Source organism: Novosphingobium capsulatum NBRC 12533, from assembly GCF_001598375.1.
Taxonomy (GTDB): Bacteria; Pseudomonadota; Alphaproteobacteria; order Sphingomonadales; family Sphingomonadaceae; genus Novosphingobium; species Novosphingobium capsulatum.
The window spans coordinates 1-24,538 of the sequence record NZ_BCYV01000018.1; the positions used below are offsets into that span (position 1 = coordinate 1).

Annotated in this window: 24 protein-coding genes; 8 read left to right on the forward strand and 16 right to left on the reverse strand. The window is 63.6% G+C overall.

Going from position 1 to position 24,538, the window contains the following annotated elements; translation table 11 throughout:
* Positions 1–1,873, forward strand: a 1,873-nt coding sequence (locus SCA01S_RS16095) for an NAD(P)-binding protein (protein WP_062787521.1), incomplete at its 5' end; no start/stop codon positions are given.
* Positions 1,874–2,373: 500 nt separating this feature from the next.
* Here SCA01S_RS16095 and SCA01S_RS21880 read toward each other — a convergent pair.
* Together SCA01S_RS21880 and SCA01S_RS16100 are read right to left on the reverse strand one after the other, a co-directional pair.
* Positions 2,374–3,021, reverse strand: a complete 648-nt coding sequence (locus tag SCA01S_RS21880) for an MAE_28990/MAE_18760 family HEPN-like nuclease (RefSeq protein WP_084391082.1) — start codon at positions 3,019–3,021, stop codon at positions 2,374–2,376.
* Positions 3,018–3,740 carry a hypothetical protein gene (locus SCA01S_RS16100; protein WP_174544805.1) on the reverse strand — a complete coding sequence of 241 codons (723 nt, stop codon included), beginning with the start codon at positions 3,738–3,740 and terminating at the stop codon, positions 3,018–3,020. Before SCA01S_RS16100 ends, SCA01S_RS21880 begins: the two co-directional genes overlap by 4 nt.
* A gap of 147 nt (positions 3,741–3,887) precedes the next feature.
* Between SCA01S_RS16100 and tnpA the strand changes: the two genes are divergently transcribed.
* From tnpA to SCA01S_RS16120, 4 genes are all read left to right on the forward strand, one after another.
* Positions 3,888–4,250: an IS66-like element accessory protein TnpA gene (gene tnpA / locus SCA01S_RS16105; RefSeq protein ID WP_062787527.1), complete on the forward strand. Its 363-nt coding sequence runs from the start codon at positions 3,888–3,890 to the stop codon at positions 4,248–4,250.
* Complete coding sequence (gene tnpB, locus SCA01S_RS16110; protein WP_062787529.1) at positions 4,247–4,603, forward strand: IS66 family insertion sequence element accessory protein TnpB; 357 nt, start codon at positions 4,247–4,249, stop codon at positions 4,601–4,603. The genes tnpA and tnpB overlap by 4 nt, the downstream gene beginning before the upstream one ends.
* A 64-nt stretch (positions 4,604–4,667) precedes the next feature.
* Positions 4,668–6,260, forward strand: a complete 1,593-nt coding sequence (gene tnpC, locus SCA01S_RS21885; RefSeq protein WP_167542917.1) for an IS66 family transposase — start codon at positions 4,668–4,670, stop codon at positions 6,258–6,260.
* Positions 6,257–6,907 carry a YecA/YgfB family protein gene (locus tag SCA01S_RS16120; RefSeq protein ID WP_062787531.1) on the forward strand — a complete coding sequence of 217 codons (651 nt, stop codon included), beginning with the start codon at positions 6,257–6,259 and terminating at the stop codon, positions 6,905–6,907. Before tnpC ends, SCA01S_RS16120 begins: the two co-directional genes overlap by 4 nt.
* 30 nt (positions 6,908–6,937) lie before the next feature.
* On the opposite strand, the gene SCA01S_RS16125 is transcribed toward SCA01S_RS16120, so the two are convergent.
* The 3 genes from SCA01S_RS16125 to SCA01S_RS16135 form a co-directional block, all read right to left on the reverse strand.
* Positions 6,938–7,351, reverse strand: a complete 414-nt coding sequence (locus tag SCA01S_RS16125; RefSeq protein ID WP_062787533.1) for a DUF262 domain-containing protein — start codon at positions 7,349–7,351, stop codon at positions 6,938–6,940.
* A gap of 236 nt (positions 7,352–7,587) precedes the next feature.
* On the reverse strand, positions 7,588–7,932 hold the full coding sequence (locus tag SCA01S_RS16130) for a hypothetical protein (RefSeq protein ID WP_062787535.1): 345 nt from the start codon (positions 7,930–7,932) through the stop codon (positions 7,588–7,590).
* A gap of 268 nt (positions 7,933–8,200) precedes the next feature.
* Positions 8,201–9,010: a GntR family transcriptional regulator gene (locus tag SCA01S_RS16135; RefSeq protein WP_082350257.1), complete on the reverse strand. Its 810-nt coding sequence runs from the start codon at positions 9,008–9,010 to the stop codon at positions 8,201–8,203.
* Between the two features lie 160 nt (positions 9,011–9,170).
* On the opposite strand from SCA01S_RS16135, the gene SCA01S_RS16140 reads away from it, so the two are divergent.
* Complete coding sequence (locus SCA01S_RS16140; RefSeq protein ID WP_062787536.1) at positions 9,171–10,553, forward strand: aminotransferase; 1,383 nt, start codon at positions 9,171–9,173, stop codon at positions 10,551–10,553.
* 27 nt (positions 10,554–10,580) lie between these two features.
* On the opposite strand, the gene SCA01S_RS16145 is transcribed toward SCA01S_RS16140, so the two are convergent.
* The 3 genes from SCA01S_RS16145 to ligM all read right to left on the reverse strand — a co-directional run bounded on the left by SCA01S_RS16145 (position 10,581) and on the right by ligM (position 13,766).
* Positions 10,581–11,252 (reverse strand): alpha/beta fold hydrolase, encoded by a 672-nt coding sequence (locus tag SCA01S_RS16145; protein ID WP_062787538.1) that lies wholly within the window; start codon positions 11,250–11,252, stop codon positions 10,581–10,583.
* A gap of 12 nt (positions 11,253–11,264) precedes the next feature.
* Positions 11,265–12,140 carry a methylenetetrahydrofolate reductase gene (locus SCA01S_RS16150; protein WP_062787539.1) on the reverse strand — a complete coding sequence of 292 codons (876 nt, stop codon included), beginning with the start codon at positions 12,138–12,140 and terminating at the stop codon, positions 11,265–11,267.
* A 225-nt stretch (positions 12,141–12,365) separates the two neighbouring features.
* Positions 12,366–13,766 (reverse strand): vanillate/3-O-methylgallate O-demethylase, encoded by a 1,401-nt coding sequence (gene ligM, locus SCA01S_RS16155; protein ID WP_062787541.1) that lies wholly within the window; start codon positions 13,764–13,766, stop codon positions 12,366–12,368.
* A 124-nt stretch (positions 13,767–13,890) separates the two neighbouring features.
* Here ligM and purU point away from each other — a divergent pair, with 124 nt between their 5' ends.
* Together purU and SCA01S_RS16165 are read left to right on the forward strand one after the other, a co-directional pair.
* Positions 13,891–14,745 carry a formyltetrahydrofolate deformylase gene (gene purU, locus SCA01S_RS16160; RefSeq protein ID WP_062787543.1) on the forward strand — a complete coding sequence of 285 codons (855 nt, stop codon included), beginning with the start codon at positions 13,891–13,893 and terminating at the stop codon, positions 14,743–14,745.
* A 16-nt stretch (positions 14,746–14,761) separates the two neighbouring features.
* On the forward strand, positions 14,762–15,163 hold the full coding sequence (locus tag SCA01S_RS16165; RefSeq protein ID WP_062787544.1) for a VOC family protein: 402 nt from the start codon (positions 14,762–14,764) through the stop codon (positions 15,161–15,163).
* 128 nt (positions 15,164–15,291) lie between these two features.
* Here SCA01S_RS16165 and SCA01S_RS16170 read toward each other — a convergent pair whose 3' ends face one another.
* The 8 genes from SCA01S_RS16170 to SCA01S_RS16205 all read right to left on the reverse strand — a co-directional run bounded on the left by SCA01S_RS16170 (position 15,292) and on the right by SCA01S_RS16205 (position 24,430).
* Positions 15,292–16,029 carry an alpha/beta fold hydrolase gene (locus tag SCA01S_RS16170; protein ID WP_062787546.1) on the reverse strand — a complete coding sequence of 246 codons (738 nt, stop codon included), beginning with the start codon at positions 16,027–16,029 and terminating at the stop codon, positions 15,292–15,294.
* Between the two features lie 17 nt (positions 16,030–16,046).
* The gene (locus tag SCA01S_RS16175) at positions 16,047–16,823 is read right to left on the reverse strand and encodes a glutathione S-transferase family protein (protein WP_062787547.1); all 777 of its coding nucleotides are present in this window, start codon (positions 16,821–16,823) and stop codon (positions 16,047–16,049) included.
* 12 nt (positions 16,824–16,835) lie between these two features.
* The gene (locus tag SCA01S_RS16180; RefSeq protein WP_062787549.1) at positions 16,836–17,585 is read right to left on the reverse strand and encodes an SDR family NAD(P)-dependent oxidoreductase; all 750 of its coding nucleotides are present in this window, start codon (positions 17,583–17,585) and stop codon (positions 16,836–16,838) included.
* The gene (locus SCA01S_RS16185; protein ID WP_062787551.1) at positions 17,582–18,046 is read right to left on the reverse strand and encodes a protein tyrosine phosphatase family protein; all 465 of its coding nucleotides are present in this window, start codon (positions 18,044–18,046) and stop codon (positions 17,582–17,584) included. Before SCA01S_RS16185 ends, SCA01S_RS16180 begins: the two co-directional genes overlap by 4 nt.
* Positions 18,043–18,915, reverse strand: a complete 873-nt coding sequence (locus SCA01S_RS16190; protein WP_022677623.1) for an amidohydrolase family protein — start codon at positions 18,913–18,915, stop codon at positions 18,043–18,045. The genes SCA01S_RS16185 and SCA01S_RS16190 overlap by 4 nt, the downstream gene beginning before the upstream one ends.
* Before the next feature lie 157 nt (positions 18,916–19,072).
* Positions 19,073–20,587: an aldehyde dehydrogenase family protein gene (locus SCA01S_RS16195; protein ID WP_054132645.1), complete on the reverse strand. Its 1,515-nt coding sequence runs from the start codon at positions 20,585–20,587 to the stop codon at positions 19,073–19,075.
* A gap of 60 nt (positions 20,588–20,647) precedes the next feature.
* Positions 20,648–22,807 (reverse strand): PQQ-dependent dehydrogenase, methanol/ethanol family, encoded by a 2,160-nt coding sequence (locus SCA01S_RS16200; protein ID WP_062787552.1) that lies wholly within the window; start codon positions 22,805–22,807, stop codon positions 20,648–20,650.
* A 57-nt stretch (positions 22,808–22,864) separates the two neighbouring features.
* A complete protein-coding gene (locus SCA01S_RS16205; RefSeq protein WP_062787554.1) occupies positions 22,865–24,430 on the reverse strand; it encodes an AMP-binding protein in 1,566 nt (521 codons plus the stop codon).
* Positions 24,431–24,538: the final 108 nt, after the last annotated feature.

A 24,538-nucleotide genomic window follows, 5' to 3' on the forward strand; every position in this document is an offset into this window, starting at 1 on the left:
GGCCACGGCGGCCGCCGCGCTGGCCACGCCCGCCGTTGCCGCCCCGGCCAAGTCTGCCTCCCCCACCGCCGCCCTGCCCGTGCATCCTGGCGAACCGGGGGGTTACTATCCGCCGCTGCGCACTGGCCTGCGCGGATCGCACGTTGGCTCGTTCGAAGTGGCCCATGCCCTGCGGGATGGCCAGGCGGTGGGCCAGGCGCTGGCCGGCCCGGCGCACGAAAGCTATGACCTGGTCGTCGTCGGCGGCGGGATCAGCGGCCTGTCTGCGGCGCTGTTCTACCGTGATCGCAACCCGGCCGCGCGCATCCTCATCCTCGAAAACCACGATGATTTCGGCGGCCATGCCAAACGCAACGAATTTCGCGTGCGCGGCCATACCCTGCTGATGAACGGCGGCACCGCCGGCATCGAAAGCCCCACGCCCTACAGCAAGGTGGCCGATGGCCTGCTGCGCCGCCTCGGGATCGATGTGCCGGCGCTGGCCAAGGCCTATGGCGGCGATACCGAGGTGGAGGAAGGCACTTTTGCCGGGCTCAAGCTGGGCCGCGCCGCCTTCTTCGACAAGGAAAGCTTTGGCAGCGATGCGCTGGTACGCCTGCCCGATGATGTGCCGCTGGCCGATGCCCTGGCCAAGTCGCCGCTTTCGGCCACTGCGCGCGCCCAGATCGCCGCGCTGGAGGCTGGCGCCACCGATCCGCTCGGCACCATGGCGATGGACCAGCGCAAGGATTACCTCGCCACCATCAGCTATCGCGATTACCTGATGAAGCATGGCGGCCTGGGCGAAGAAGCCATGCTGTTCTACCAGAACCGCCCGCTCGGCTGGTGGTGCGTGGGCGCGGATGGGATCAGCGCGCTCGACGCCTGGGGCACCAGTTTCTTCCCCGGTTTCAAGGGCCTCAAGCTCGATCCCGGCGGCACGATGCGCATGGGCTATACCCCGCGCGGCTTTGCCAGCACCGGTGGCAGCTATGATTTCCATTTCCCCGACGGCAACGCCACGATCGCCCGCCGCCTGGTCGCCCAGTTGATCCCCGGCTTCATGGCGCCGGGCCTCACCGTCGAACAGTCGATCCTTGCCCCCACCGACTATGCCGCACTCGACCGGCCAGACAATGCAGTGCGCCTGCGCCTCTCCAGCATCGTCGTCCACGCCGTCAACCGCTCCCAGGCTGGGGCCGACGTGGTCTATTCCCACGCCGGCAAAGTGCACAAGGTGGCCGCGCGCCACGTGGTCATGGCCTGCTACAACATGATCATCCCCTACCTCGTGCCCAGCCTGCCCGCCGCGCAGAAAGAAGCCCTGCACGAACTGGTCAAGGAACCGCTGGTCTATGTCAGCGTCGCGCTCGACAACTGGCGCGCCTTTGCCAAGGCCGGGCTTTCCGGCATCCAGTTTCCCCAGGCCTGGTTCCAGAACGCCGGGCTGGACAAGGCCGTGCCGATCGGCGGCTATGCCGGCCCCAAATCACCCGACGATCCCATCGTCCTGCACATGACCGGCATTCCCCACCAGCCCGGCCTGCCCGAACACGACCAGAGCCGCGCCGGCCGCATGGAACTGCTCGGCACCGACCTCGCCACCTACGAAACCCGCGTCCGCGACCTGCTCACCCGGGCGCTCGGCCCCTATGGCTTTGACGCAGACAAGGATATCGCCGCGATCACGGTCAATCGCTGGCCCCACGGCTATGCCCCGGAATACAACGCCTTGTGGGACAAGCACCAGGACGACGACCCGCAAGCCCCCAACAAGATCGCCCGCCAACGCTTCGGCGCGATCACCATCGCCAACTCCGACAGCGGCCGCGCCGCCTACACCGACAGCGCCATCGATCAGGCCTGGCGCGCAGTGGGGGAATTGCTGGCGTGAGGTGAGCCAGCGCCAAAAGCCCCCTCCTCTTCAGAGGAGGGGGTTGGGGGTGGTGCGAAGCCTGGCGAAAGACTTCAAGAAAAAGGGAAACCGCAGGGGCCATCGCCCCTGCCCCCCCTTCTGTTGGTGGAGTGCTTGCGGAAGGAGCGGGTCTGAGCCAGCATTATTCATAACAATCAGTACCTTGACCGAGATTGGGACAAAGCCCGACGTAGCGAGTCGCGCCGGGAATGGCAGGTCCCCATCGAGCACCTGCCATTCCTGAAGCACTGGTGATAGTTCCGCGAATGCGCAGGGCTGAGCCTGCAACTGACTGTAAGGTTGGAGGTAAGAAAAGGACAAACCTCACGTTCAGTGGCACGGATTTGCGCCCTCAGATGGCATTTGCCGAATGTCATTTTCCTCCACGGCTAATCGGCGCACAAAGGCCTGTCCGGCAGCAGCGATCCCTCTATGAACGTCTGGTCAATAGCTTGATCGGTGAGGTGCAACGGACAGGATCAAGCCGCTTTGTAGGTCTGTAAGACAACGTGATTTTCCAGCGAGTCGCCAAAAGCTCGCATTAGGGAAATAGTACCATTCGCAACCTCATCGAGATCTCGTAAGTCAATTAGAGTTTCCTCGCCATGTGCAATGGCGTTTCGGCGTTTGAGCAGCATGACATCAATGAAATTTGATTTGTCAGAAAATGGCTTGTCAGCGACACCACATACGACACAAATATCTGAAAAAACTTCAAAATTCAGGTTTGCCCTGGTGTTAATTAGATCTTCGTTGACACGGCTAAACCGTCTGTCTGAAGAACTTAGTATCTCTTCCACCAGCGCACATCGTTCTGAAATGCTGAGCTTCCCGCTGTTGATTGAAGACAGCCTCGGCAGAAAATAATTCTTAAAAAATTGAGGACCAAGCTGGCTGTATTGAAACTTCCGCAACGCAACATGTTCAAGATACTTCTTCGCCGCGAAGCGCACATACCCCTCCCAATGAGCATAGCAAATTGTAATGAGCGCCCTTAAGAGCACTCGCCGGGCCCCTTCATCGCCTTGGCGTATTGCCGACTTGAGGTCGGAAATCTCTTTCATCCGCCAATTGCGATCTTCGGTGACTTGGGCCGAAAAATCGGCTTCCGAGTATGGCTTGCTCACGGCGTGAACCACGCTTCCCCGAACGGTACCGTCCGTTGAATGCGGACGGTGCCACGCAACCCTGGTGACGTGAATGTAGCCACCTCAGGTTGCTCCCAGAAAGTCTCAATCTTGTCCTTGATAAAGTCTTTGGCGGGCTGATATCCAAGCGCCTCAATAGCCGGAAGATTTTTGGCAACACCTACAGCAATCGCTTCGAGGCCAACTAAGCCAACCCTGCCGGAGTGTTGGCCATTCTCGAAACGCCGAAGCGCATCGCCTCCCGCCACCTCATGCAATAGTCCAAAGGTCTGATTAATAAGGCCTACTGCTCTGGCTGCATCACCTGCCTGGGCAAGGGAAACTGAACTTTCGTCGATGTATTCTTCGACGTCTAGTCGCCCATCGTAAGGCACCAATGAATGAGCAAGGAAGCGCATAGCCAGTTCCATGTGCCGCTGTTTTTCTATCTGGTCGTCACTCACCGAGACGACTGTTTGAAACATGGGCTGCTCTGCCGCCGTCCTTACATCACGGTAATAGTTACTGTTTATCATCAGCACCACGCAGTTGCGGAGCTCTTGTGCATTTGCTTGAGTTCCGCCAGCATTAAGACGTTGAAATAAGTCATACTTTGTCTGGTCATCGCTAGGTCGCTTTAAAATTTCTACTGCAATCCTGCTGCGCCGAATTGCGAGTTGAAGGCTCTTGTCGATTGCTGACTGCTCTTCCAGCGACACACCAATGATCCGATCTGATAACTCCCAAACACCGTTATGGAGGTAAGTGCCGACGGAACCCGGCCTTGTCAGGTTTTGGACGGTGGGGGAATTCGCGGGGCATAGGAGGCCTTGCGAGTGGGTATCGAGCAGTCAAACGAGCCTCGTATGAGCAGTCGGCACGATGGTGCGGTGCTCGTTCGAGTGGAGCGCCGGCGGCGCTGGAGCGATGATGAGAAGCTGGCGATCGTGAAGGAGACGACCGAGCCTGGCGCGATCATGGCGATGGTAGCGCGTCGGCACGGGATTGGAACCGGCCAGCTTTACACCTGGCGGCGGCAGCTCTTGCGCGGGGCGATGGCTGGGTTCGTGCCGGTGGAACTGGTCCCGGATGCGCCGGCGGTGGCATCAGATGCGCAAGGCCGGATCGATATCCGTGCGCCTGGCGGTTTTACGGTGTCGATCGACAGCCAGGTTGATCGCGGTGCGCTGAAGATGGTGCTCGAACTTGTCGGGGGGCTCGGGCTATGAGCCTAACGCTGCCACCATCGGCGAAAATCTACCTGTCGCTAGCGCCGTGTGACATGCGCAAGGGCTTTGACGGGTTGTCGGCGCAGGTGCGCAATATACTTCGGCTCGATCCGTTCTCGGGCGCGGTGTTCCTGTTCCGGGGCAAGCGCGGGAATCGCTTGAAGGCGCTGGTGTGGGATGGATCAGGCTTGTGCATGTATGCCAAACGCCTGGAACGCGGAAAGTTCGTCTGGCCCAGGTCGAGCGAAGGCGCGGTGCGGTTGTCGACGGCACAGATGGCAATGCTGCTCGAGGGGCTGAACTGGAAGCAGGCAATCGTTCACGACGAGGTGGAGACACCCAGCTTGGCCTAGTAAAAGTTCGCAGAAATCCGCGATTTTGCTGGGTTTTTGCCACCGCATCAGCTATGAGATGGCTATGCGGTTCGAGCTTGATCGCCTTCCTTCTGACCCGGTTCTCCTACAGCGGATGCTGCAGGAAATGGCCGAGGTACTGGAGCAGGAGCGTACCGCGTTGAAGGCCGTCAAAGCGGTCGTCACCACCCAGGGTCTCACGATCGAGAAGCTCGAGCATCGCCTGGCGCGCCTGTTGCGCGTTCAGTTCGGCCGCACATCCGAGAAGATGGACATCGCCCAGTTGCGGCTGATGTTCGATGAAATCGACACGCCTGTGGCTGCCAACGATGACGCGGGATCACCGGGCGGGGTGCAGACGCCGGCTCCGCGCAAGGCAGGGGCTAGGGTGCCGATCCCTGCGCATGTGTCGCGCAAGGTGGTCGAGCACCGGCCGGAGGCATGCACGCCGGGTTGTGCTGGCCAACAGACGCAGATCGGCGAGGATGTCACCGAAGTGCTCGACTATGTGCCGGCGAGCTTCCGCGTGATCCGACACGTACGCCCGCGCGTTGCCTGCCGGGTGTGCGAACGAATCCGCCAAGCTCCCGCAATCGACTTGCCACTGCCCAAGATCATGGTCAGCAGTGCCCTGCTGGCGCATCTGATCGTCAGCCGCTTCGTTGATCACCTGCCCTGGAACCGGCAGTCGATGATCCTGCGCCGGCAGGGCATCGTCATCGATCGCGACGTGATGAGCCGATGGGCCCGCAAGCTCGCCTGGCTGATGGCACCACTGGGCGAGCGGCTACTCGAGTACATCGTGGAAGCGCCCAAGATTCACGGCGACGACACGCCGGTTACCTTGCTGGGCACCGGGAACGGCAGCGCCACCGCGCGCTTCTGGGTCTATCTGCGTCATGGATGGTCTAGCGGCGACATGGGGCCGCCGGCCGTGGCCTACCGCTTCAGCACAGATCGCGGCGGTCATCATCCGGCCGCGCATCTCGCCAATTACTGCGGCTATCTGCAGGCGGACGGCTTTGCCGGCTACAACGCGCTCTACGAGGATCCGAAGACCAAGGTGCCGCGCGATGTTGTCGAGGTCGGCTGCTGGGCTCATGCGCGGCGCAAGTTCACCGACGTGCTCGACAAGACCCCGTCGCCGATCGCGGCCGAAGCCGTGGTCAGGATCGCTGAGCTGTTTGCGATCGAGCGTGAGATCAAGGGCGCGCCGCCAGACCAGAGACGACAGGTCAGGCAGGAGCGCGCCTTGCCCAGACTTGCTGCGTTGCGAAGCTGGCTAGAGACCATGGAGCGGGGGCTGTCATCCGACAGCACCTTGGCCAGGGCATGCCGTTATCCGTTGAACCGGTGGGCGGCGATGATCCGTTACTGCGATGATGGCCTGCTCGAGATCAGCAACAACCTGGTCGAGAATGCGCTGCGCGGTGTCGCCTTGGGGCGGCGCAACTGGTTGTTCGTCGGCTCGATCAAGGGCGGGCATGCCTCGGCGCTGTTCTATTCGCTGGTCGAATCCTGCAAGCTCAATGGTGTCGAGCCCGAGGCCTGGTTTACCGACGTGATCGAGCGGATCGGCAACCACCCGATCAACCAGATCGACGAACTCCTGCCATGGCGCTGGCAGGCGGCTCGCGATAGTGCCCTGGCGGCATGAGCACCGCGACATCATCACCACTTGCCCCTCTGGCCTTCCAAGGGCCGCTGGTCCGCGATCCCGGCCTCCTGCCGGTGTTGGAAATGGACGGCTACCTCACCGGCGTCCTGGTCACGCCGCACCTGGAAACCTCGCAATGGGTCATGGGCCTGTGGCGAGAACGGCCTGCCGTTGATCCTGCTCGGATCGAACAGGGCCTCATTACGGCGCTGACCCATCGCAAGGCCATCGAGACCAGCTTCGCCAAGGGGTGGCCCGGCTTCACCCCTGCCTTCTGTGAGCCAGGTCATAAGACCGAGCACGCCAAAGTCAGGACTTGGGTCAAGGGCTTCTGGAGCGCCATGAAGCTGGCGCCGGATTACTGGTCGGCCATCGCTGAGGACGAGAGAACCGCCACGTTCGTTGCCCTCTTCACTGGCTTCATGGACATCGGTGAGCCGTTCGAAGAGCGTGAGGACGCCGACGAAATCCGCGACGAGCACGCCGCGCTCCTGCCCCGGGCACTTGTCGGAATGCGCAAGCTGGCGCTCATGCGCGAGGAACAAAAGCCAGCACTCCGAGCCATGCACTCCGGCAAAGTGGGCCGAAACGAGCCGTGCCCATGCGGCTCGGGCAAAAAGTACAAGCGCTGCTGCGCGGCAGCCTGACGCCGCGTCAACGCCGCCTTCCGTCGGCGCTTACTTATGGAGTGATGGAAGGTACTTTGTAGCTTCCAGCACCGAAGGCGGGCGAAGCCCATCGCCTTCGCGCAAACGTCCCATAAATTCCAAGATCGTCGAAATTCGCTGGAGGCCATCGATCAGTTCCCATGTGCCATCGTCCTTCTCAAAAACGAAGATGGAAGGGATCGGAATGCCCAATAGTAGGGATTCGATCAGCTTTGATTTCTGGCCAATCTCCCAGCGAAAAAGTCGTTGAAATTCCGGATCTATTGTTATCTCATTGTCCTCGTACATAGTAATTATTTCGCCGACGGACATTTGATAGGCATCAGTGCGCACCAGGCGCTGTGCCTTATTAATTTCATTCAGAAGCATTACATAGTCCCCAGAGATAATCTTGCGATGCCAACGTCCGATAGCGCACTTCATCACATACTATCAGGCAACATTTGATCGGCAAGGACCAGTAGCACATTGAATGCCAAGGCATCGTTCTGGCGAGCTCGTGCTCATCCAAGAAGGTAGCTGGCGCCGCGGTTCCCACTCATAGCGACGCGCGAAAATCAGGCGAGGATGTCATCGCCTATGTCAGCGAGAACCAAGGGCTCCTTTTGGGAACCCGGTAGGACGGCTGCACGACGAGTATTGGCCGAATGCAGCCTCCCTCACCGCCCCTTCTTCGTCACACTCGCGGTAAAGTCCGGGTCCTTATTCGCCACCCAGTCCACGAACTTGCGGATCGGCGGGTGGGCGAGCAGCACGTCGACGTCGAGGCCGGCGCGCTGCAGTTCGGAGTTGGTGAAGTTGGCGATCAGGGTCTGCTGGCAAATGCCGTGCATCGGCACCACGTCGCGGCCGCCGCGGCTTTTGGGCACGGGGTGGTGCCACACGATGGTGGTGCCGGTGGGCCGGCCGCACAGCCAGCAGGGAACGGGCGGCGGGGCTTCGTCTTCGCTAGCTTCTGGTTCGTCGTCCGTCCAGCCGCCGCGCTTGGCGTGTTTTCTTGCCATTTAGGGTTCAAACTCGATTGACATAGGGTCGTGACGGAGCGCCTTTTGGCGCCAGGCGAGGAGCAAGGAGGGAGCGATGGCATTCCATCGTGACCGACGCGCGACGCTGCCTAGCGCCAAAAGGCGCCCGCCGCGAAGCGGTCCCCCATGGAAGCCCGCCGAGCAGCTTCGCTTGCTTGCGCGTAGCAGTGCTACGCGTCTGCGCTGCACTTCTTGTCGGCGGGCTTTCATGGGCGATCACGATTCCTATGCCAATCGAGTTTGAACCCTAAAGGTTCAGCCGTTCCCAATCCTGCATCAGATCGGCGCAATCGCCGATATCGCCGGCGATGGCATCGTGCAGCCCCTGCGCATCGCCCTTGGCGATCGCCTTGGCCGCGGCCTGGTGGTGATCGACCATCGCCGCCGTGCCATAGCGGCCATAGACCACGCGCATGAACGGGCCGAACTGCATCCACAGGCTTTCGATCATGCGGTTGGCCAGCGGCATCGGCGCGGCGCCATAGATCAGCGAGTGGAAGCGGAAGTTCGATTCCATGTAGGCGTTCACGTCACCCTCGCCCAGCGCGGCGTCGGTCGCCTCGTCGGCGGCGCGAATGTCGCGCAGGCGCTCGGCGCTGATGTGCGGCAGCGCGGCCACGGCGGCCACCGGTTCGAGCAGGGTGCGCAGGCGCATGATCTCGTCAAAGCGCTCCAGCGTCATCTTGGGCACCATCACCGCGCGCTTGGAGCGGATATCCACCGCCCCTTCGGCGGCGATGCGGCTGAGCGCATCGCGCACCGGCATCTGGCTCACGCCCAGTTGCTGCGCCAGGCCGCGCGTGGAAATGCCCACGCCCGGCGCGATCTTGCCGGTGATCAGGCGATAGCGCAGGTCTTCATAGACCTGTTCGCGCAACGACGACGTCGCTTCGCCTTCGTCAGCCTGGGCCACCGCCACCTTGGCCGCGCGGGCCGCCCGCGCGATGGGCGCCTTGGCCGCTGCCACCTTGGCAGCGCCGGTTTTTGCGGCGGATTTGGCCGCGCTCTTGGCCGCTACCTTGGCCGGGCTCTTGGCCGTGCCGGCGCCGTTTTTCATGCCTGTCTGTTCCAAATGAACCTGTCTGCCGTGATCTTGGGCCGTGCCCGTTCAATTGCCCACCGTGATGAACCTTTTGCACGCCAAGGCCAAGGCTTTTCGTTTGACGGCCCGATCGGGCAACCGTATCTGTGATCTTAGAATCCATCAGGACCGTTTCATGACCACCGTTCGCAATCACGACATCGCCACCCTGCGCCAGCTCGACATGGCGCACCATCTGCCCGCGCAATCCAGCTATGCCCTGCAACAGCAACTGGGCGGCAGCCGTGTGATCACGCACGCGCGCGGGTGCACGATCACCGATGGCGAAGGGCACAGCCTGCTCGATGGCATGGCGGGGCTGTGGTGCGTCAACGTGGGCTATGGCCGCGAGGAACTGGCCGAGGTGGCACGCACGCAGATGCTGGAGCTGCCGTTCTACAACACCTTTTTCCGCACCGCCACGCCGCCGCCGATCGAACTGGCTGCGCGCCTGGCCGGCCTGCTCGGCGGCAACCTGCAGCATGTGTTCTTCAACAACAGCGGATCGGAATCCAACGATACGGTGTTTCGCCTGGTGCGCACCTATTGGGCGCTCAAGGGGCAACCCCAGCGCACCGTGTTCATCAGCCGGCGCAATGCCTATCACGGTTCCACCGTCGCCTCCGCCAGCCTGGGCGGCATGGATTTCATGCACGTGCAGGGCGGCATGCCGATCCCCGGCGTGGAACACGTGATGCAGCCCTATCATTTCGGTGAAGGCTTTGGCGAAGACCCCGAAAGCTTTGCCGCGCGCGCTGCCGCCGCGATCGAGGAACGCATCCTGGCGGTCGGCCCGGAAAACGTTGCCGCGTTCATCGGCGAACCGGTGCAGGGCGCGGGCGGCGTGATCATTCCCCCGCCCACCTACTGGCAACGGGTTGAGGCAATCTGCCGCAAGTATGGCATCCTGCTGGTGTCTGACGAGGTGATCTGCGGCTTTGGCCGGCTGGGCGCCTGGTTCGGCTTCCAGCATTTCGGCTTCACCCCCGATATTGTCTCGATGGCCAAGGGGCTGTCATCGGGCTACCTGCCGATTTCGGCCACCGGCGTCAGTCGCGAGATCGTCGAGACGCTACGCGCTTCGGGCGAAGAGTTCACCCATGGCTACACCTATTCCGGCCATCCGGTCTGCGCCGCTGTCGCGCTGCGTAATCTCGATATCATCGAGCGCGAAGACCTGGTCGGCCGCACCGCGCGCGACACGGGCCCCTACCTTGCCGCCGCGCTGGCAGAGCGGCTGGCCCCGCACCCGCTGGTGGGTGAGGCGCGCTCGCTCGGCCTGATCGGCGCGGTAGAGATCGTGGCGGAAAAGGGCACCAACCGGCGCCATGGCAAGGGCGGGCAAGCCGCGCCGATCGTGCGCGACCATTGCATCGCGCGCGGGCTGATGGTGCGCGCGGTGCGCGATGCCATCGTGATGAGCCCGCCGCTGGTGATCAGCCATGCCGAGATCGACCAGCTAGTGGACACTATCAAGGCCGCGCTCGACGCCGCGCAAGCCGAACTGGCCACGCTCTGAACCGCACAACGCCGGCTGCGCTTGCGCTCAGCCGGCCATGCCCAGCACGATATCGCGCAGCGCGGCGGGTGCATCAGCCATGACGAAATGGCCGCCGCCCACCTCGTGGTATTCCCAGGCGGGATCGGCGCGCGCTGCCTCGGCAAAGCGGGCAAACGGCGTGGGCTGCCACCCGGTGGCGAAGATATAGCTGCGCCGCGGCACCTTGGCCTCTTCCCCAGTCAGTTGCACCGCTTCAACCAGCGTCAGCAGCGGATGCGGTGTCAGGCGCGGATCGGCAAAACCGGGCAGCGGGGCGATGGCGCCGGGGCTGTGTTTTTGCCCATCAATATAATGGGCATGCTCCCATTCCCCGGTCAGATCCCACAGCGACTGGCCATCGGCCGGCACGAAGGCATCGACATAGACCAGCGCATCGATCCGCGCGCCCAGCCGCGCCGCCACGCCGGTGATGACCATGCCGCCATAGCTATGCCCGACCAGCACGAAGCGATCGAGCCCGGCCCGCGCCACTTCGTTTTCGACATGGGCAATATGGTCACGCAGCGAAATGCCGGGATGGAACCGGGCGGCATCAGCCCCCAGCCCCGGCAGATCGACCGCCACCACGCGGTGGCCGGCGGCGCGCAGTTCGCCCGCCAGCCGATCATAACACCAGGCGCCGCACCAGGCGCCATGCACCAGTACGTAATCGGTCATGATCAGTGCCTTTCAGGCGGGATGGCGGCGGCGATAGTCCTCGATCCATTCCACGGTCTTGGCGAGGCCACCGAACGGATAGAAATGCAGCCGCACGCGGCCATGCTGCGGCCCCAGGCCACTGGCAAAGGCATCGACCAGCTTGTCCGGCCCGGCGCTGCCGAGCAGATTGCCCAGCGAAATGCCGTACTTCTTCATCACGCTGGCCGAGGCGCCCACGCCACAGCGGGCGGCAAAGCCCAGCAGGCGCTTGATCCCGGCCGGGCCCGGCACGCCGATCCGCACCGGCGCATCGATGCCGCGCGCGCGCAGCTTTTCCAGCCAGACCAGGAAGGAATCGGCATCAAACCCGAACTGGGTGACGATCAGCGGCGCCATGCCGCGCGCGGTGATTTCGGCCACCTTCTTGTCCAGCACGGCCCAGCATTCCGCCTCGGTCATGTTGGGGTGGCCATCGGGGTGGCCGCCGATGCCGATCGCGGTGATCCCGGCACGTTCGAACGCGCCGGTGGCGATCAGCGCAGAGCTGTCGAAAAACGGCCCCTGCGGCTCTGCCGGGTCACCGGCCACGATGAAGCAGCGGCGCACGCCAGCCTGTTCCACCACGGCCTTCAGATAGGCTTCGAATTCGGGCACATTGATGATCCGCCGCGCCGAAAAATGCGGCATCGGTTCAAAGCCCAGCTCGCGCACGGCCACGGTGGCGGCAATGCGGGCCTGGGCTTCCTCGCCCGGCAGATAGGTGACGGCAACGGGCGTTTCAGGGGGGATCAGAGGCGCCGCCTCGCGCAGGGACGCAATGTCCTTGGCGGTCATTTCCAGCGAATACCCATCGGTAATCCCGGCGGGTTCCTTGTCCCAATTGGGATGAATCTGTGCGTATGCCATCCTCTGATCCCTCGCCCATTCGTGTTGTTATGCTTGGGGTAGTGCCCCTCCCCGCCAAGCGGCAGGGAGAGAGCGGTGACGAGGTCCGGTCGCCATTGTGGCCAGACCGAGCCGAGAATGGTGCTGTTTCGCGAGCCGGAGCGCAGCGTACTTTAGGTACGTGAGCACCGGAAGCGCGAAACAGTGCCGTTCGCAGGCCGGTATGGGCGCAATGGCGGCTGGGCCTCAGCGACCGGTGCGCCAGCCTTCGGCGTAGGCTTCGCGGGCCACGCGGCTGTACGGCACGGGCGATACGATCGCGCGCACTTCCAGCTGCTTGTGCGGTTCAACGGTGGTCTTCTTGGTGCCGCCGTTTTCTTCGCCCCACACCACGCGCACTTCGGTGCCGACCGGGATTTCCGGATCGATCGTGGCGAGGCTCAGCGCCTGCTTTTCGTTGTAGGAATAGCCGGTGAACATCGACAGGCCCACGGTCTTGCCGCCGGCATCGACCACGCGGTCATAGTTCGACGAGGCATAGTTGGCGAGCGGCACGTCGAAGAACTTGTACTGGTCACCATCGGGGTTGAACAGCGAAGCCATGATCTTGGCCATGTCTTCGGGATGCCAGGCCAGCGTGACCTTCTTGCGCTGTTCGGCCGGGTTCAGCGCCTGCAGCGCTTCACGCCCATGGAACTCATGGTCGAACTTCACGAACGAGCCATAGCCCAGTTCCCACGGGTTGAGGTAATAGTCCTCGATGTTGTCCGACACGAACGAACCGCCGATCGAGCCGGTGGCTTCATAGCTGTCGGCACCCAGCCATTCGCGGAAACCCTTGAGCTTTTCGCCGGTGTAGATGGCGGGCAGCGGCGAGGGGATCCAGCCCGATTCCAGCGTGTTCGACGGATAGGCGCGGCTGCCGCACGCGATCAGGCCGAATTCCTTGCCGGCTTCGAGAATGGCGGCGCGGATTTCGTCCTGCTCTTCATAGGGGCCCCAGATTTCCAGGCCCGGCGCGCCCGACATGCCGTGGCGCAGCGTGCGCACGGTCTTGCCGGCGATGTTCATCGTGCTCATGTTGAAGAACTTGAGCTGTTCCAGCGGGCCGCCGTGCAGCTTTTCGATCACGGCCCAGGCATTGGGGCCCTGGATCTGGAAGCGCCATTCCTTGCGCTTGGCCGGCTTGCCCATCAGGCGCATGGGCGAGCGGTCGTCCAGCTCGATTTCCACGTCATAGCCACCGGTGGCGGCGTGATAGCGCAGCCAGTTCGAAGCCGGCGCGCGGCCGACATAGGTGAAGCTTTCTTCTTCTTCCCAGAAGATGATGCCGTCACCAATCACGTGGCCATAGGGGGTGGTGGGCACATACTGCTTGGCCTTGTTCACCGCCCAGCCCTTGGGGCTGTTGATCATGGTGTCGGACAGCAGCTTGAGCGCGTCTTTACCACGGATGTAGAGGTTCACCATGTGGTGCGACTGGTCGAACAGCACGGCCGAGTGCTGCCAGGCCCACTGTTCCGAACGCCAGTTGGAAAATTCCGGTGCTACCACCGGATAGACATAGGCACCCAGCTGCGAGTTGCGCAGCATGCCGACGATGTCGCCATTTTGCTGCAGCAGCTGGTCAAGGTTGGTCGCGGCCATGCAATCTTCTCCCGACTAAAAATGCTTGGTTGAAATTTGTATGCAACACATACAATATCAAATCAGATTCGCAATGGCAAAATCGACAGGCCGGCGCGAGACAACGACGGGAGAGACACTGACCATGGCCGCACCGCTGATTCTCACCATTTCCTGCACCGACGTGCCGGGAATCGTTGCCCGCGTATCGGGCACGCTGTTCGAACAGGGCGCCAACGTGCTGGAGGCGCAGCAGTTCGACGACCTTGAATCCGGGCGCTTTTTCATGCGTGTGGTGTTCGATCCGGGCGAAAAGAGCGCGCAAATGCTGCGCGATGCCCTCACCCCGGTGGCGCAGCAATATGGCATGGACTGGAACCTGCGCGACACCGCGCAAAAGCGCCGCGTGGTGATGATGGTTTCCAAGTTCGACCACTGCCTGGGCGATCTGCTCTATCGCGCGCGAATCGGCGAGCTGCCGATGGAAGTGGTCGCCATCCTGGGCAACCATCCCAAGGAAGCGCTGTCGATCTCGCTGATCGGCGACATCCCCTATTACCACCTGCCGATCACCAAGGACACCAAGCCGCAGCAGGAAGCGGAAGTGAAGCGCATCGTCACCGAAACCGGCGCCGAGCTGGTCGTGCTGGCCCGCTACATGCAAATCCTGTCGGATGACCTGGCCAGGTTCCTGTCGGGCCGCTGCATCAACATCCACCACTCGTTCCTGCCCAGCTTCAAGGGCGCCAAGCCCTATCACCAGGCCCACGCGCGCGGCGTGAAGATGATCGGCGCGACCGGGCATTATGTGACGGCAGACCTCGACGAAGGCCCGATCATCCATCAGGATGTCGAAACCGTGACTCATGCCGATCGGCCAGATGATCTGGTGCGCAAGGGCCGCGATATCGAACGCCGCGTGCTGGCCGAAGCCGTGCGGCTGCACCTGGAAGACCGCGCGCTGCTCAACGGCAACAAGACGGTCGTGTTCAAAAGCTGACGGGAAAGGAAGCACGATGCAGGTCAACGCCCTCGATCATGTGAACATCATCACCGACCGCCTGGGCGAAACCTGCGCTTTCTACGTCGCGCTGCTCGGGCTTGAGCAGCGCGACGCGCCCCCGCCCTTGACCCCGAAAAACGCGCAGTGGCTCTATGACAAGGGCGGGCGGGCCGTGCTGCACATCAACAGCACCGATTGCCCGCGCACCTATGACCGCGCGGTGGAGCCGGGCCGGGTAACCGGCGCGATCCACCATGTCGCGCTCAACTGTTCCGGGCATGACACCGTCAGCACGCGGATCGCGGCCATGGGGCTGGAGGCCAAGACCAACTTCGTCGCGGCGATCGGCCTGCGCCAGATTTTCGTGGCCGATCCCAACAACGTGCTGCTGGAATTGAACTTCTTCGCCGATTGATCCTCCCCGACACGGAGAGGGGGACCAGCCGCAGGCTGGTGGAGGGGCGTTTCTACCTTGAACGCCGCTTCAGTGGCCAATCCCCACCACCACGCTTCGCGCGGTCCCCCTCCCCGATACGGGGAGGATCAGATCGCCGCTTCGAGCGCGTCGGCCAGGGCCTCTGGCATCGACAGGTAGGGGCTGTGGTCCGCCTCCAGCGTGATCACCTGCGCACCGGGCGACATGGCGATCATGCGGCGCTGGCTGTCGATCGGGATCGTGCGATCCTGCGTGCACGCGATATAGGTGCGCGGCTTGCTGCCCCAACGCTCGGGCGTGACGACGATCTTCTGCCGGCGCGGCTCGCTCGGCTCGGCCATCAGGCGGGGCAGCACGGCAGCCACCGCGTCAGGGGGAGACAGCTGCGCAAAAACATCGCCTGCCCCGTCGAGTGGATCGATCACCGTGGCAATGCTGCCATGCAGCGGCTTGATGATCGCCTCGAACGGCGCATTGGGGCCAACGATCTCCTTGAATTCCGCGCGCGACAGGCCAGCGGGCAGCATCATCGCGCAGATATAGGCCAGGCTGTCCATCGCCTCGGGATGGCGTTCGGCCGCCGTGCTCACCACCAGCCCGCCACGGCTGTGCCCGCCCAGAACCACCGGCGCGCCACCCAGCCGGGCCTTGAGATCGGCGCAATGCTGCGCGGCAAAATCGCCCCAGTCCTCCAGTGTCACCGCCGCCATTTCCTCGGCCGTGCCCCCCATGCCGGGCAGCGTCGGCGCCACCACGGTATGCCCGCGCGCGGCCAGGATCGCGGCCACGGTGTCAAAGCACCAGCCACCATGCCACGAACCATGGATCAGAACGAAACCGGCCATTTTCCTGCAATCCTCTTTTAACGCGCGTGCCCGGTCCAGGTGCGCAGGCCGGGCGCGGTGCGATCCTCGCCCGCCAGCGCAGCGGCCACGGCGGGCCGTGCGGTCATGCGATCGCGCCAGGCCACCAGGCGCGGCGCGCGCACGGCGATATCCAGTTCGGGGAACATCCGCTCCACCATCATCCCGCAATGGGCATAAAAGTTGATGTCGGCAAGCGTATAGCTGTCCCCGGCAAGCCAGGCGGTTTCGCCCAGCTGGCGTTCCACCTTGTCCACCGCATAGGTGATCTTGTCCAGGGCATGGGCCAGGTCGCTTTCGGAAAAGCCCGATCGCGCCGTCGCCCATTTCTTGCGCTGGTCGGGCAGCGGGATGTTTTCCAGCAGCTTTTCGAATTCGCCGTTCTCGATGTTGCGTGCAATGATCCCAACCATGCGGTGCCAGCCATGCATCGACACGTGGTTCATCACATGCTCGTCAACAAACTTGTTCCAATAGCGCATCCGCGCCGCGTCCACGGGGTCGCGCGGTCGCAACGGGCCATCGGCCGGCTGGGCATCGGGGAAGGCATCCTCCAGGTATTCGTTGATCACGGTGGTGTGCGTGATGATCGTGCCATCGTGATCGAGCACGGGCACCTGTCCTTCGGGATTGATCGCGGTGAACCACGGCTGGTGCTGCTCGAACTTGTGCAGATCGACATAGCGACTGGCATAGCCCAGACCCTTTTCCTTGAGCGGAATCATCGATTTGAGCGAGTTCGCCACGGGTTCGGCGTGGTAATAGGTCAAGGCCATGGTCGCACTCCGTTACAGCGACAGGGTTCCCAAAAGGCCGCCATCCACGGCCCAGCTTTGCGCGGTGACATGGGCTGCGGCATCCGACAGCAGAAAGGCGGCGACCTGCGCCAGTTCATCGGCACTGCCGGTGCGCCCCTGCGGCACGCGGGCGGCCATCGCCGTTGCGGCATCGGGTGGCAGGGCATCGAGCATCGGGGTTTCGATGAAACCGGGCACCACGCAATTGCAGCGCACGCCGAACGGCGCCAGTTCCAGCGCGACCGCGCGCGACAGGCCGAGCACCGCGTGCTTTGACGCGACATAGCCCGCGTTCATCGCCATGCCGCGCTCGCTCGCCAGGCTGCCGGTCACCAGGATCGCGCCGCGCCGCCGCTGCTTCATCGCCGGAACGACATGGGCAATAGCGTGGAATACCGCCGTGACATTGACCGCCATGACCGCCGCAAACGCCGCGTCGCCATAGTCTTCCACCGCCGCAAATGTGCCGCCAATACCGGCGTTGCAGAACAGGCCGTCGATGGCGCCGCGCGCAGCCACAGCCGCGTCCAGCGCCGCCAGCAATTGCGGCTTGTCAGCCACGTCTGCCACTGCCCATCCGGCCGCGCCGCCCAATTCTGCCACCGCCTCTTCCAGCAAGGCGGCGCGCCTGGCAATCAGGGTTACCGTGCCGCCGCCGGCCACCACGCGCTGCGACGTCGCGCGGCCGATCCCGCTGGAAGCCCCGGTGATCACCACATGGCGGCCGGCGAAATCCGTCATGCCCGCCCGCCTGCGATGAACGCGGCCCAGACCTGGGCCTCGGGCCGGTCAGACCCTTCTGGCGTCCATTGCCGGGCCATCAGCGCGCGCGCCTGCCCCTCGCCCATGCCGGCCACCGCGCGGTGCCAGCGATAGAAGAACGCCGCCACCCGCCAATTCATGATGCAATGCACGTGCACCGGGCGCGGCGCTGCATCCAGTGCTGCGCAGAACGCGGCGAAATGCCCGTCATCGGGCGCATCGAACGGCACGGGGATATGGGTATAGCCGATGCCCGCCGTCGCCAGCCGCGCGCCCTCTTCGGGCAGGGCCTCTGGGTGGGTTTCCAGCGCCAGGTTGATCACATGGGCCACGCCCAGCCCGGCTAGCCGCGCCACGTCGCGCGGCTCCAGCCGGCACGACGTGGTGACATCGGCCCCCAGCCGCTGCCACGCGCGGATGTCGGCCGGATCGGAGGTCATTCCAGGCCCAGCAACCGCACGGCGTTGTCCTTCATGATGCCCGGCAGCACATCGTCGCGGAAGCCGACCTGGCGCGCGGCATCGAGCCACTTGTCGGGCCGGATCAGCGGGAAATCGCTGCCGAACAGCATCTTCTTGCGCAGCTGGGTATTGGCATACTGGATGATCTGCGGCTGGAAATACTTGGGGCTCCAGCCCGACAGGTCGATGAACACGTTGTCCTTGTGCAGCGCCATCGACAGGCTTTCATCCACCCACGGCCACGAGGGGTGCGCCAGGATGATCTTCATGTCGGGGAAATCCACCGCCACATCATCGACCAGCATCGGCTGCCCGTATTTCAGGCGGATGCCCCCGCCCCCGCGCATGCCGGTGCCCATGCCGGAATGCCCGGTGTGGAAGATCGCCGGCAGCTTGTAGTGGTTGATCACCTCGTAGATGGCATAGCCAACCTGCTCGGCCGGATGGATGTTCTGGCAGATATGGTGAAACTTGAAGCCCTTGACGCCATAGTTTTCGATCAGGTCACGCGCCTCGCGCGCGCCATACTTGCCCTTGTGCGGATCGATCGAGGCAAAGGGAATGCACACGTCGTCGTTCTGCGCGGCAAATTCGGCGATTTCATAGTTCGACACGCGCTTGGCGCCGATCCCGCTCTCGCAGTCCACCGTGAACAGGCAGAACGCGATGTTCTGGTCGCGATAGATCTGCGCGATCTCGGGCATCTTGGGCCGCTCGCGCGGCGCCTTGAAATAGCTCGATGCCGCATCGAAAAACTTGCCCATCACCGGATCTTCGGGATCGTGGCACGAAACTTCGGCATGCACGTGCACGTCGATGGCGGTGATCTTGGACAGGTCTATGGGCATCAATGCAGTCCTTGCGATGTGCGCCTCATCTTTCGTCACCCCGGACTTGATCCGGGGTCCCGCTTGGCACCTAAACCGGCACTGCGGAACGAAGAAGCGGGACCCCGGGTCGAGCCCGGGGTGACGAAGAGAAAAAGGCGCGCTTTAAATCAGCGCCTTACAGCTGAATGATCACGGTCTTGGTTTCGAGATAGGCCTCCACGCCCTGGCGGCCCTGTTCGCGGCCCAGGCCCGATTCCTTGTAGCCGCCGAACGGCAGCGCGGTATCGATCATGGCGTGGCAATTGCCCCAGACGGTGCCCGATTTGATCTTGGCCGCCAGCTTGTGCATCGTCGCCACATCCTTGGTCCAGATGCCGGCGCCCAGGCCAAAGCAGGTGTCGTTGGCCATGCGCGCCACTTCATCCAGGTCTTCAAAGCGCTGCGCCACCACGACCGGGCCAAAGATTTCCTCGCGCACCACGCTCATCTGCGGGTTCACGTTGGCCAGGATCGTGGGGTTGACGTAATAGCCGCCATCGCTGGCCGGCACGTCGCCGCCCATCACCACGCTGGCACCATCGCGCTTGCCCGCTTCGATATAGCCCATCACCCGCTCGTGCTGTTCCTTGCTGACCAGCGGCCCCATGTGCGCCTCGGGATCGAGGCTGGGGCGCGGGCTCCAGAACGGGGCGGTGGCGGCCATGCCTTCGAGAACCTGATCGAACACCGACTTGTGCGCGAACAGGCGCGAGCCCGCCACACAGACCTGGCCCGAATTGAAGAAGATCGCACCCGCCGCGCCCGGCGCTGCCTGCGCCACGTCGACATCGGGCATCACCACCACCGGGCTCTTGCCGCCCAGTTCCAGCGTCACGCGCTTCATGCTGGCAGTGGCATTGCGGTTGATCAGCTTGCCGATCTCGGTCGATCCGGTGAAGGCCACCTTGTCGACATCGGGGTGCTTGACCATGCGATCACCAGCAGTGTGGCCATTGCCGGTGATGATGTTGATGACGCCGGCGGGGAAGCCGGCTTCCACCACCAGATCAGCGAGCTTGAGCGCAGTGAGCGAGGTCTGCTCGGCGGGCTTCAATACCAGGGTGCAGCCCGCCGCCAGGGCTGGCGCGATCTTGAGCGAAGCCATCAGCAGCGGGAAGTTCCACGGCACGATCTGCGCGCACACGCCCACCGGCTCGCGCACGGTATAGCTGAATACCTGCCCGCCGGGCATGGTATAGGGCTGCGTGGTTTCGCCCGAAATCTTGCTGGCCCAGCCGGCCATGAAGCGCAACTGGCTGATCGCACCGGGAATATCGATGGCGCCGGCCATGGTCTTGGGCTTGCCGTTGTCGATCGCTTCGAGTTCGGCAAAGAGATCGGCATTGGCTTCGAGCAGATCGGCCAGGCGGTTCATGGTGCGATCGCGCACCATCGGCGGCAGGCCAGACCAGCGGCCATCATCGAACGCGGCGCGCGCGGCAGCGACGGCGCGATCCACGTCCTTGTCCGATGCATCGACCACGTGGCCCACGATCTTGCCGCTCGAGGGGTCTTCCACGTCGATCACGGCATCGTGGCTGCTGTCCACCCATTCGTTGTTGATGAACAGCTGCGGCTTGCGCGCCAGAAAGGCCGACGCTTGCGGGGAATAGGCGCGCTGCTCGCGCGAAATCGTCGTCATCTCGTTCATGGCCGACTCCTCTCCATTATTTGTAATGTATCATAACAGTTTCACCGGGCCAAGCGCGCGTCAATTGCGCGCCGTGCCCTTGCCGATGCGCTGGCCGGTCTTGGCCTCCAGCGCCTTGTCCTGGTTGGCGCGCGCGATCAGGTACTGGCGGATCGCCTCGGCATCGTCGGCGGTCAGCACGCTCTTGAACGAGACCATTCCGGCCTCGTGCAGCGCGCCATCGAGCACGACCATCTTGATGCCCTCGGCCGAACCGATCGCACCCGAATGGCGCAGATCCGGGTTCACCCCACCGGCCACCGCAGCGTCGCCATGGCAGACGTTGCAATAACGGCCATAGAGCATGCCGCCATGGGCGACCTGCTCGGGCGTGCCGGTCAGCGGCGGCGGATCGAGCGGGCCGGCATTGCTGGGTGGTGGTGGCGGCAATTGCCCCTTGGCGCCCAGCTTGAACACCATCAGGCGGCTGATGTTGCGCGATGCCCCACCCTTGTGCGCGAGAATGCCGGTGGCCACGTCCCACACGCCGCCCCAGCCGACCATCACCGCCACATATTGCTCGCCGCCGATGGCATAGGTCATCGGCGCGGCAACGATGCCGCTCTGCGCCGGGAACGACCACAGCTTCTGGCCCTTGTCGGCGCTGTAGGCGACGAACTGCCCCTGGGCATTGCCCTGGAACACGAGGTTGCCGGCGGTCGACAGGATGCCGCCGTTCCACGGCGAAACCTGGTCCACCCGCCAGGCCACCTTGCGATTGGCCACGTCCCACGCGATCAGCGCACCGGTCGTGCCGGCCAGCGCACCGGCCTGCACCTTGGGATCGGCCGGCATCGACGTGGTGTAACCGTCGATCCCGGTCTGGAAGCCCATGCCGCTGGGCTTCCAGTCCTTGGCCGCGAAATAGGGGAAACCGGCAACGTTGGCCGGAATATACAAGAGGTTGGTCTTGGGGCTGAAGCTTTGCGGCTGCCACGAATGGGCCCCGCCCGCACCCGGCAGGCCGATGAACGGCTTGCCGGTCTTCTCATAGCGCGCCTCGGGGTTGATCGTCGGCCGGCCGGTCTTGGGATCGATCCCGGTGTTCCAGTTCACCGGCACGAAGGGCGTCGCCGACAGGAACTGCCCGGTCTGCGCATCGAGCACATAGACATGGCCGTTCTTGGGCGCATGCAGCGCGACATGGCGCGGCTTGCCGTCGATCGTCATGTCGGCCAGCGTGATCTGCGCGTCGGAATCGAAATCCCAGCGGTCCTCGGGCGTTTCCTGATAGTGCCAGGCATAGGCGCCGGTATCGGCATTCACCGCCACGATCGACGAGGTGTAGAGCGAATCCCCACTGCGCCCGGCGGGCGCCGGGTTCCACGGCTCGGCATTGCCGGTGCCGAACAGGATCAGGTTGGTCTTGGGATCATAGGTGATCGAATCCCACACCGTGCCGCCACCGCCCAGCGTCCACCAGTCGCCGGTCCAGGTCTTGGCGGCGGCTTCCATCGCCTTGTTCTCGAACCCGTCCTTGGGATTGCCCGGCACGGTGTTGAACTTCCACACCTGCGCGCCGGTCTGCGCGTCATAAGCCGCGATATAGCCACGCGCGCGGTATTCCCCGCCGCCCGAACCGATGACGATGCGCCCCTTCACCACGCGCGGCGCACCGGTGATGGCATAGTTCTTGGGATCGGGCACGACGACCTTGTCGAACACGACATGGCCGGTCTTCTGGTCGAGCGCGATCAGCCGCCCATCCAGCGTGCCGACATAGATCTTGTCACCATAGAGCGCCGCCCCGCGGTTGACCGCGTCGCAGCAGGCCGAAACCAGGGTTTCGCGCGGCACCTTGGGATCGTATTGCCAGATCACCTTGCCGGTGCGCGCGTCATAGGCCTTGACCATCGACCAGGCGGTGGTGGTGTAGAGCACGCCATCGTGCATCAGCGGCGTGGCTTCCTGGCCGCGCGCGGTATCGAGATCGACCGACCAGGCCAGGCCCAGTTGCCCGACGTTGCCGGTGTTGATCTTGTCGAGCGGCGAGAAGCGCTGCTCGCCGTAATCGCGCCCGTAGCTGAGCCATTCATCCTGCGGGGCCGCGGCAATCAGGGCATCGGTCACCCCGCTTGTCGCCGCACCCGCCGGCGCATCACCCACCGCCTTGCCACACCCTGCCAGCGCCAGCGCCGCCAGCGATGCGAGGCCCAACCCAGCCACGAACCCGTTCCGCATCACTCTCTCCATGTCACGTCGTTCTTGCGCCTGATTTTTCAGGTCAGTTCACTGTGTTCAGTTCACCATGCGCTGGGCATTGCCCCAGTATTTCGTGCGCAGGGCCTTCTTGTCCATCTTGCCGGCCGCCGTGCGGGGAATGGCGTCGACAAACTCCACCGACTTGGGCGCCTTCACCCCGCCAAGGCGAGCCTTGGCAAAGCTGATGATGTCCGCCTCGCTCACCCCTTGGGCCACGACCACGGCATGCACCTGCTCGCCCCACTTTTCGTGCGGGATGCCAAACACGCAGGCCTCGCGCACCTGGGGCAGTTCGGTCACGGCCGCCTCGACTTCGGCGGTGAAGACGTTGAACCCGCCAGAGACCACCATGTCCTTCTTGCGATCGACGATATAGAGGTAGCCGTCCTGATCGAGCTTGCCCACGTCCCCGGTGTGGTGCCAGCCGAACTTGCGGATTTCGGCGGTTTCCTCGGGCTTTTCGAAATAGCTGTGCGTCACCAGCGCGCCCCGCACGCAAATTTCGCCAGCCTCGCCCAAGGCGACCGGCTGCCCATCATCGTCGAGCAGCGCCACCTTGATCGAGCGGGTCGGCTTGCCGCAGGCGGCCAGCTTTTCGGGCGCCTCCTGGGCAAAGCGGGCCACGTCTTCGGGTGGGAACCAGGCCACGATCATCGGGCATTCCACCTGGCCATAGGCCTGGCACATGCACGGGCCAAAGATTTCCACCGCCTGGCGCAGCTTTTCGGGCGAGCAGGGCGACCCCACCAGGATGAAGATCTTCAGGCTCGAATAATCATGCGCGCCGATCTGCGGCGAGGCCATGAGCTGGTACAACGCCGTGGGCGGCAGGTACATGTGGGTGACCTTGTGCTCCTCGATCGCGGAAAGCACGGCTTCGGCATCGAAGCCGGGCAGGATCACCTGCGTCGCGCCCAGGCTGAGCGTGGACAGTGAAATCGGCCCGGCGGCGTGAGTGATCGGCGCAGACACCAGCGCCACAGGATCGGCGGTGCGCCCGCCCATGCCATCGGCCGCCGTCTCGATCATCGTGCCCCAACCCAGGTTGGTGACATTGGCACCCTTCGAAGGGCCGGTAGTGCCGCCGGTGGGAAAGATGCCGACCAGATCGAACAGGTTGCCGAATGCGTCGATCTCGGGCTCGACGAAATCCTGCGCGGTCACCCCGGCGATGAATTCTTCCAGGCTGGGATCGTCGCCCATGCGCCGATCAAGGCAGACGAAATGCTGCATCACCGGGCACAGCGCTTTCAACTGCGCCACTTCATCGGCCTTGCTGGAATGATAGACCAGCCACTTGCAGCGCACATAGTTGATATAGGCAGCGTTGGCATCGATGGCATTGCGGGTGTTGACCGGGATCCACTTGCCATTGGCGCGCCACATCGCCAGCAGCACCACCAGCAGCATGCCATCGTTGGGGCCATAGAGGCCCAGCAGATCCTGGTTTTCAAAGCCGTGGCGTTGCAGCGCGGCGGCGATCTGCTCGCTCAATTCCTTGGTTTGGGCAAAGGTCAGCTTCAGGCCGGTTTGCGTATCGACAATCGCCAGCCGCGCGGGATCGCGGTCATGGCCCCGGTCGAAGTAATCAATCGCACGCATGGCTTCTCCTCATCCGCATATCGGCGGAACCGGGAAGCGCCAGGCTGGCGGGCAAAAACCACAGGCGAACACGCGGCTATGGCATCGACTCTCCCGATTCCGGTTACC

What these genes read in the sequence shown, in the direction of transcription:
- tnpA (WP_062787527.1), top strand. Translation starts at nt 3,888, where the DNA reads ATGAGCAGTCGGCACGATGGTGCGGTGCTCGTTCGAGTGGAGCGCCGG.
- tnpB (WP_062787529.1), top strand. Translation starts at nt 4,247, where the DNA reads ATGAGCCTAACGCTGCCACCATCGGCGAAAATCTACCTGTCGCTAGCG.
- tnpC (WP_167542917.1), top strand. Translation starts at nt 4,668, where the DNA reads ATGCGGTTCGAGCTTGATCGCCTTCCTTCTGACCCGGTTCTCCTACAG.
- SCA01S_RS16120 (WP_062787531.1), top strand. Translation starts at nt 6,257, where the DNA reads ATGAGCACCGCGACATCATCACCACTTGCCCCTCTGGCCTTCCAAGGG.
- SCA01S_RS16125 (WP_062787533.1), bottom strand. Translation starts at nt 7,351, where the DNA reads ATGAAGTGCGCTATCGGACGTTGGCATCGCAAGATTATCTCTGGGGAC.
- SCA01S_RS16130 (WP_062787535.1), bottom strand. Translation starts at nt 7,932, where the DNA reads ATGGCAAGAAAACACGCCAAGCGCGGCGGCTGGACGGACGACGAACCA.
- SCA01S_RS16135 (WP_082350257.1), bottom strand. Translation starts at nt 9,010, where the DNA reads ATGAAAAACGGCGCCGGCACGGCCAAGAGCCCGGCCAAGGTAGCGGCC.
- SCA01S_RS16140 (WP_062787536.1), top strand. Translation starts at nt 9,171, where the DNA reads ATGACCACCGTTCGCAATCACGACATCGCCACCCTGCGCCAGCTCGAC.
- SCA01S_RS16145 (WP_062787538.1), bottom strand. Translation starts at nt 11,252, where the DNA reads ATGACCGATTACGTACTGGTGCATGGCGCCTGGTGCGGCGCCTGGTGT.
- SCA01S_RS16150 (WP_062787539.1), bottom strand. Translation starts at nt 12,140, where the DNA reads ATGGCATACGCACAGATTCATCCCAATTGGGACAAGGAACCCGCCGGG.
- ligM (WP_062787541.1), bottom strand. Translation starts at nt 13,766, where the DNA reads ATGGCCGCGACCAACCTTGACCAGCTGCTGCAGCAAAATGGCGACATC.
- purU (WP_062787543.1), top strand. Translation starts at nt 13,891, where the DNA reads ATGGCCGCACCGCTGATTCTCACCATTTCCTGCACCGACGTGCCGGGA.
- SCA01S_RS16165 (WP_062787544.1), top strand. Translation starts at nt 14,762, where the DNA reads ATGCAGGTCAACGCCCTCGATCATGTGAACATCATCACCGACCGCCTG.
- SCA01S_RS16170 (WP_062787546.1), bottom strand. Translation starts at nt 16,029, where the DNA reads ATGGCCGGTTTCGTTCTGATCCATGGTTCGTGGCATGGTGGCTGGTGC.
- SCA01S_RS16175 (WP_062787547.1), bottom strand. Translation starts at nt 16,823, where the DNA reads ATGGCCTTGACCTATTACCACGCCGAACCCGTGGCGAACTCGCTCAAA.
- SCA01S_RS16180 (WP_062787549.1), bottom strand. Translation starts at nt 17,585, where the DNA reads ATGACGGATTTCGCCGGCCGCCATGTGGTGATCACCGGGGCTTCCAGC.
- SCA01S_RS16185 (WP_062787551.1), bottom strand. Translation starts at nt 18,046, where the DNA reads ATGACCTCCGATCCGGCCGACATCCGCGCGTGGCAGCGGCTGGGGGCC.
- SCA01S_RS16190 (WP_022677623.1), bottom strand. Translation starts at nt 18,915, where the DNA reads ATGCCCATAGACCTGTCCAAGATCACCGCCATCGACGTGCACGTGCAT.
- SCA01S_RS16195 (WP_054132645.1), bottom strand. Translation starts at nt 20,587, where the DNA reads ATGAACGAGATGACGACGATTTCGCGCGAGCAGCGCGCCTATTCCCCG.
- SCA01S_RS16200 (WP_062787552.1), bottom strand. Translation starts at nt 22,807, where the DNA reads ATGCGGAACGGGTTCGTGGCTGGGTTGGGCCTCGCATCGCTGGCGGCG.
- SCA01S_RS16205 (WP_062787554.1), bottom strand. Translation starts at nt 24,430, where the DNA reads ATGCGTGCGATTGATTACTTCGACCGGGGCCATGACCGCGATCCCGCG.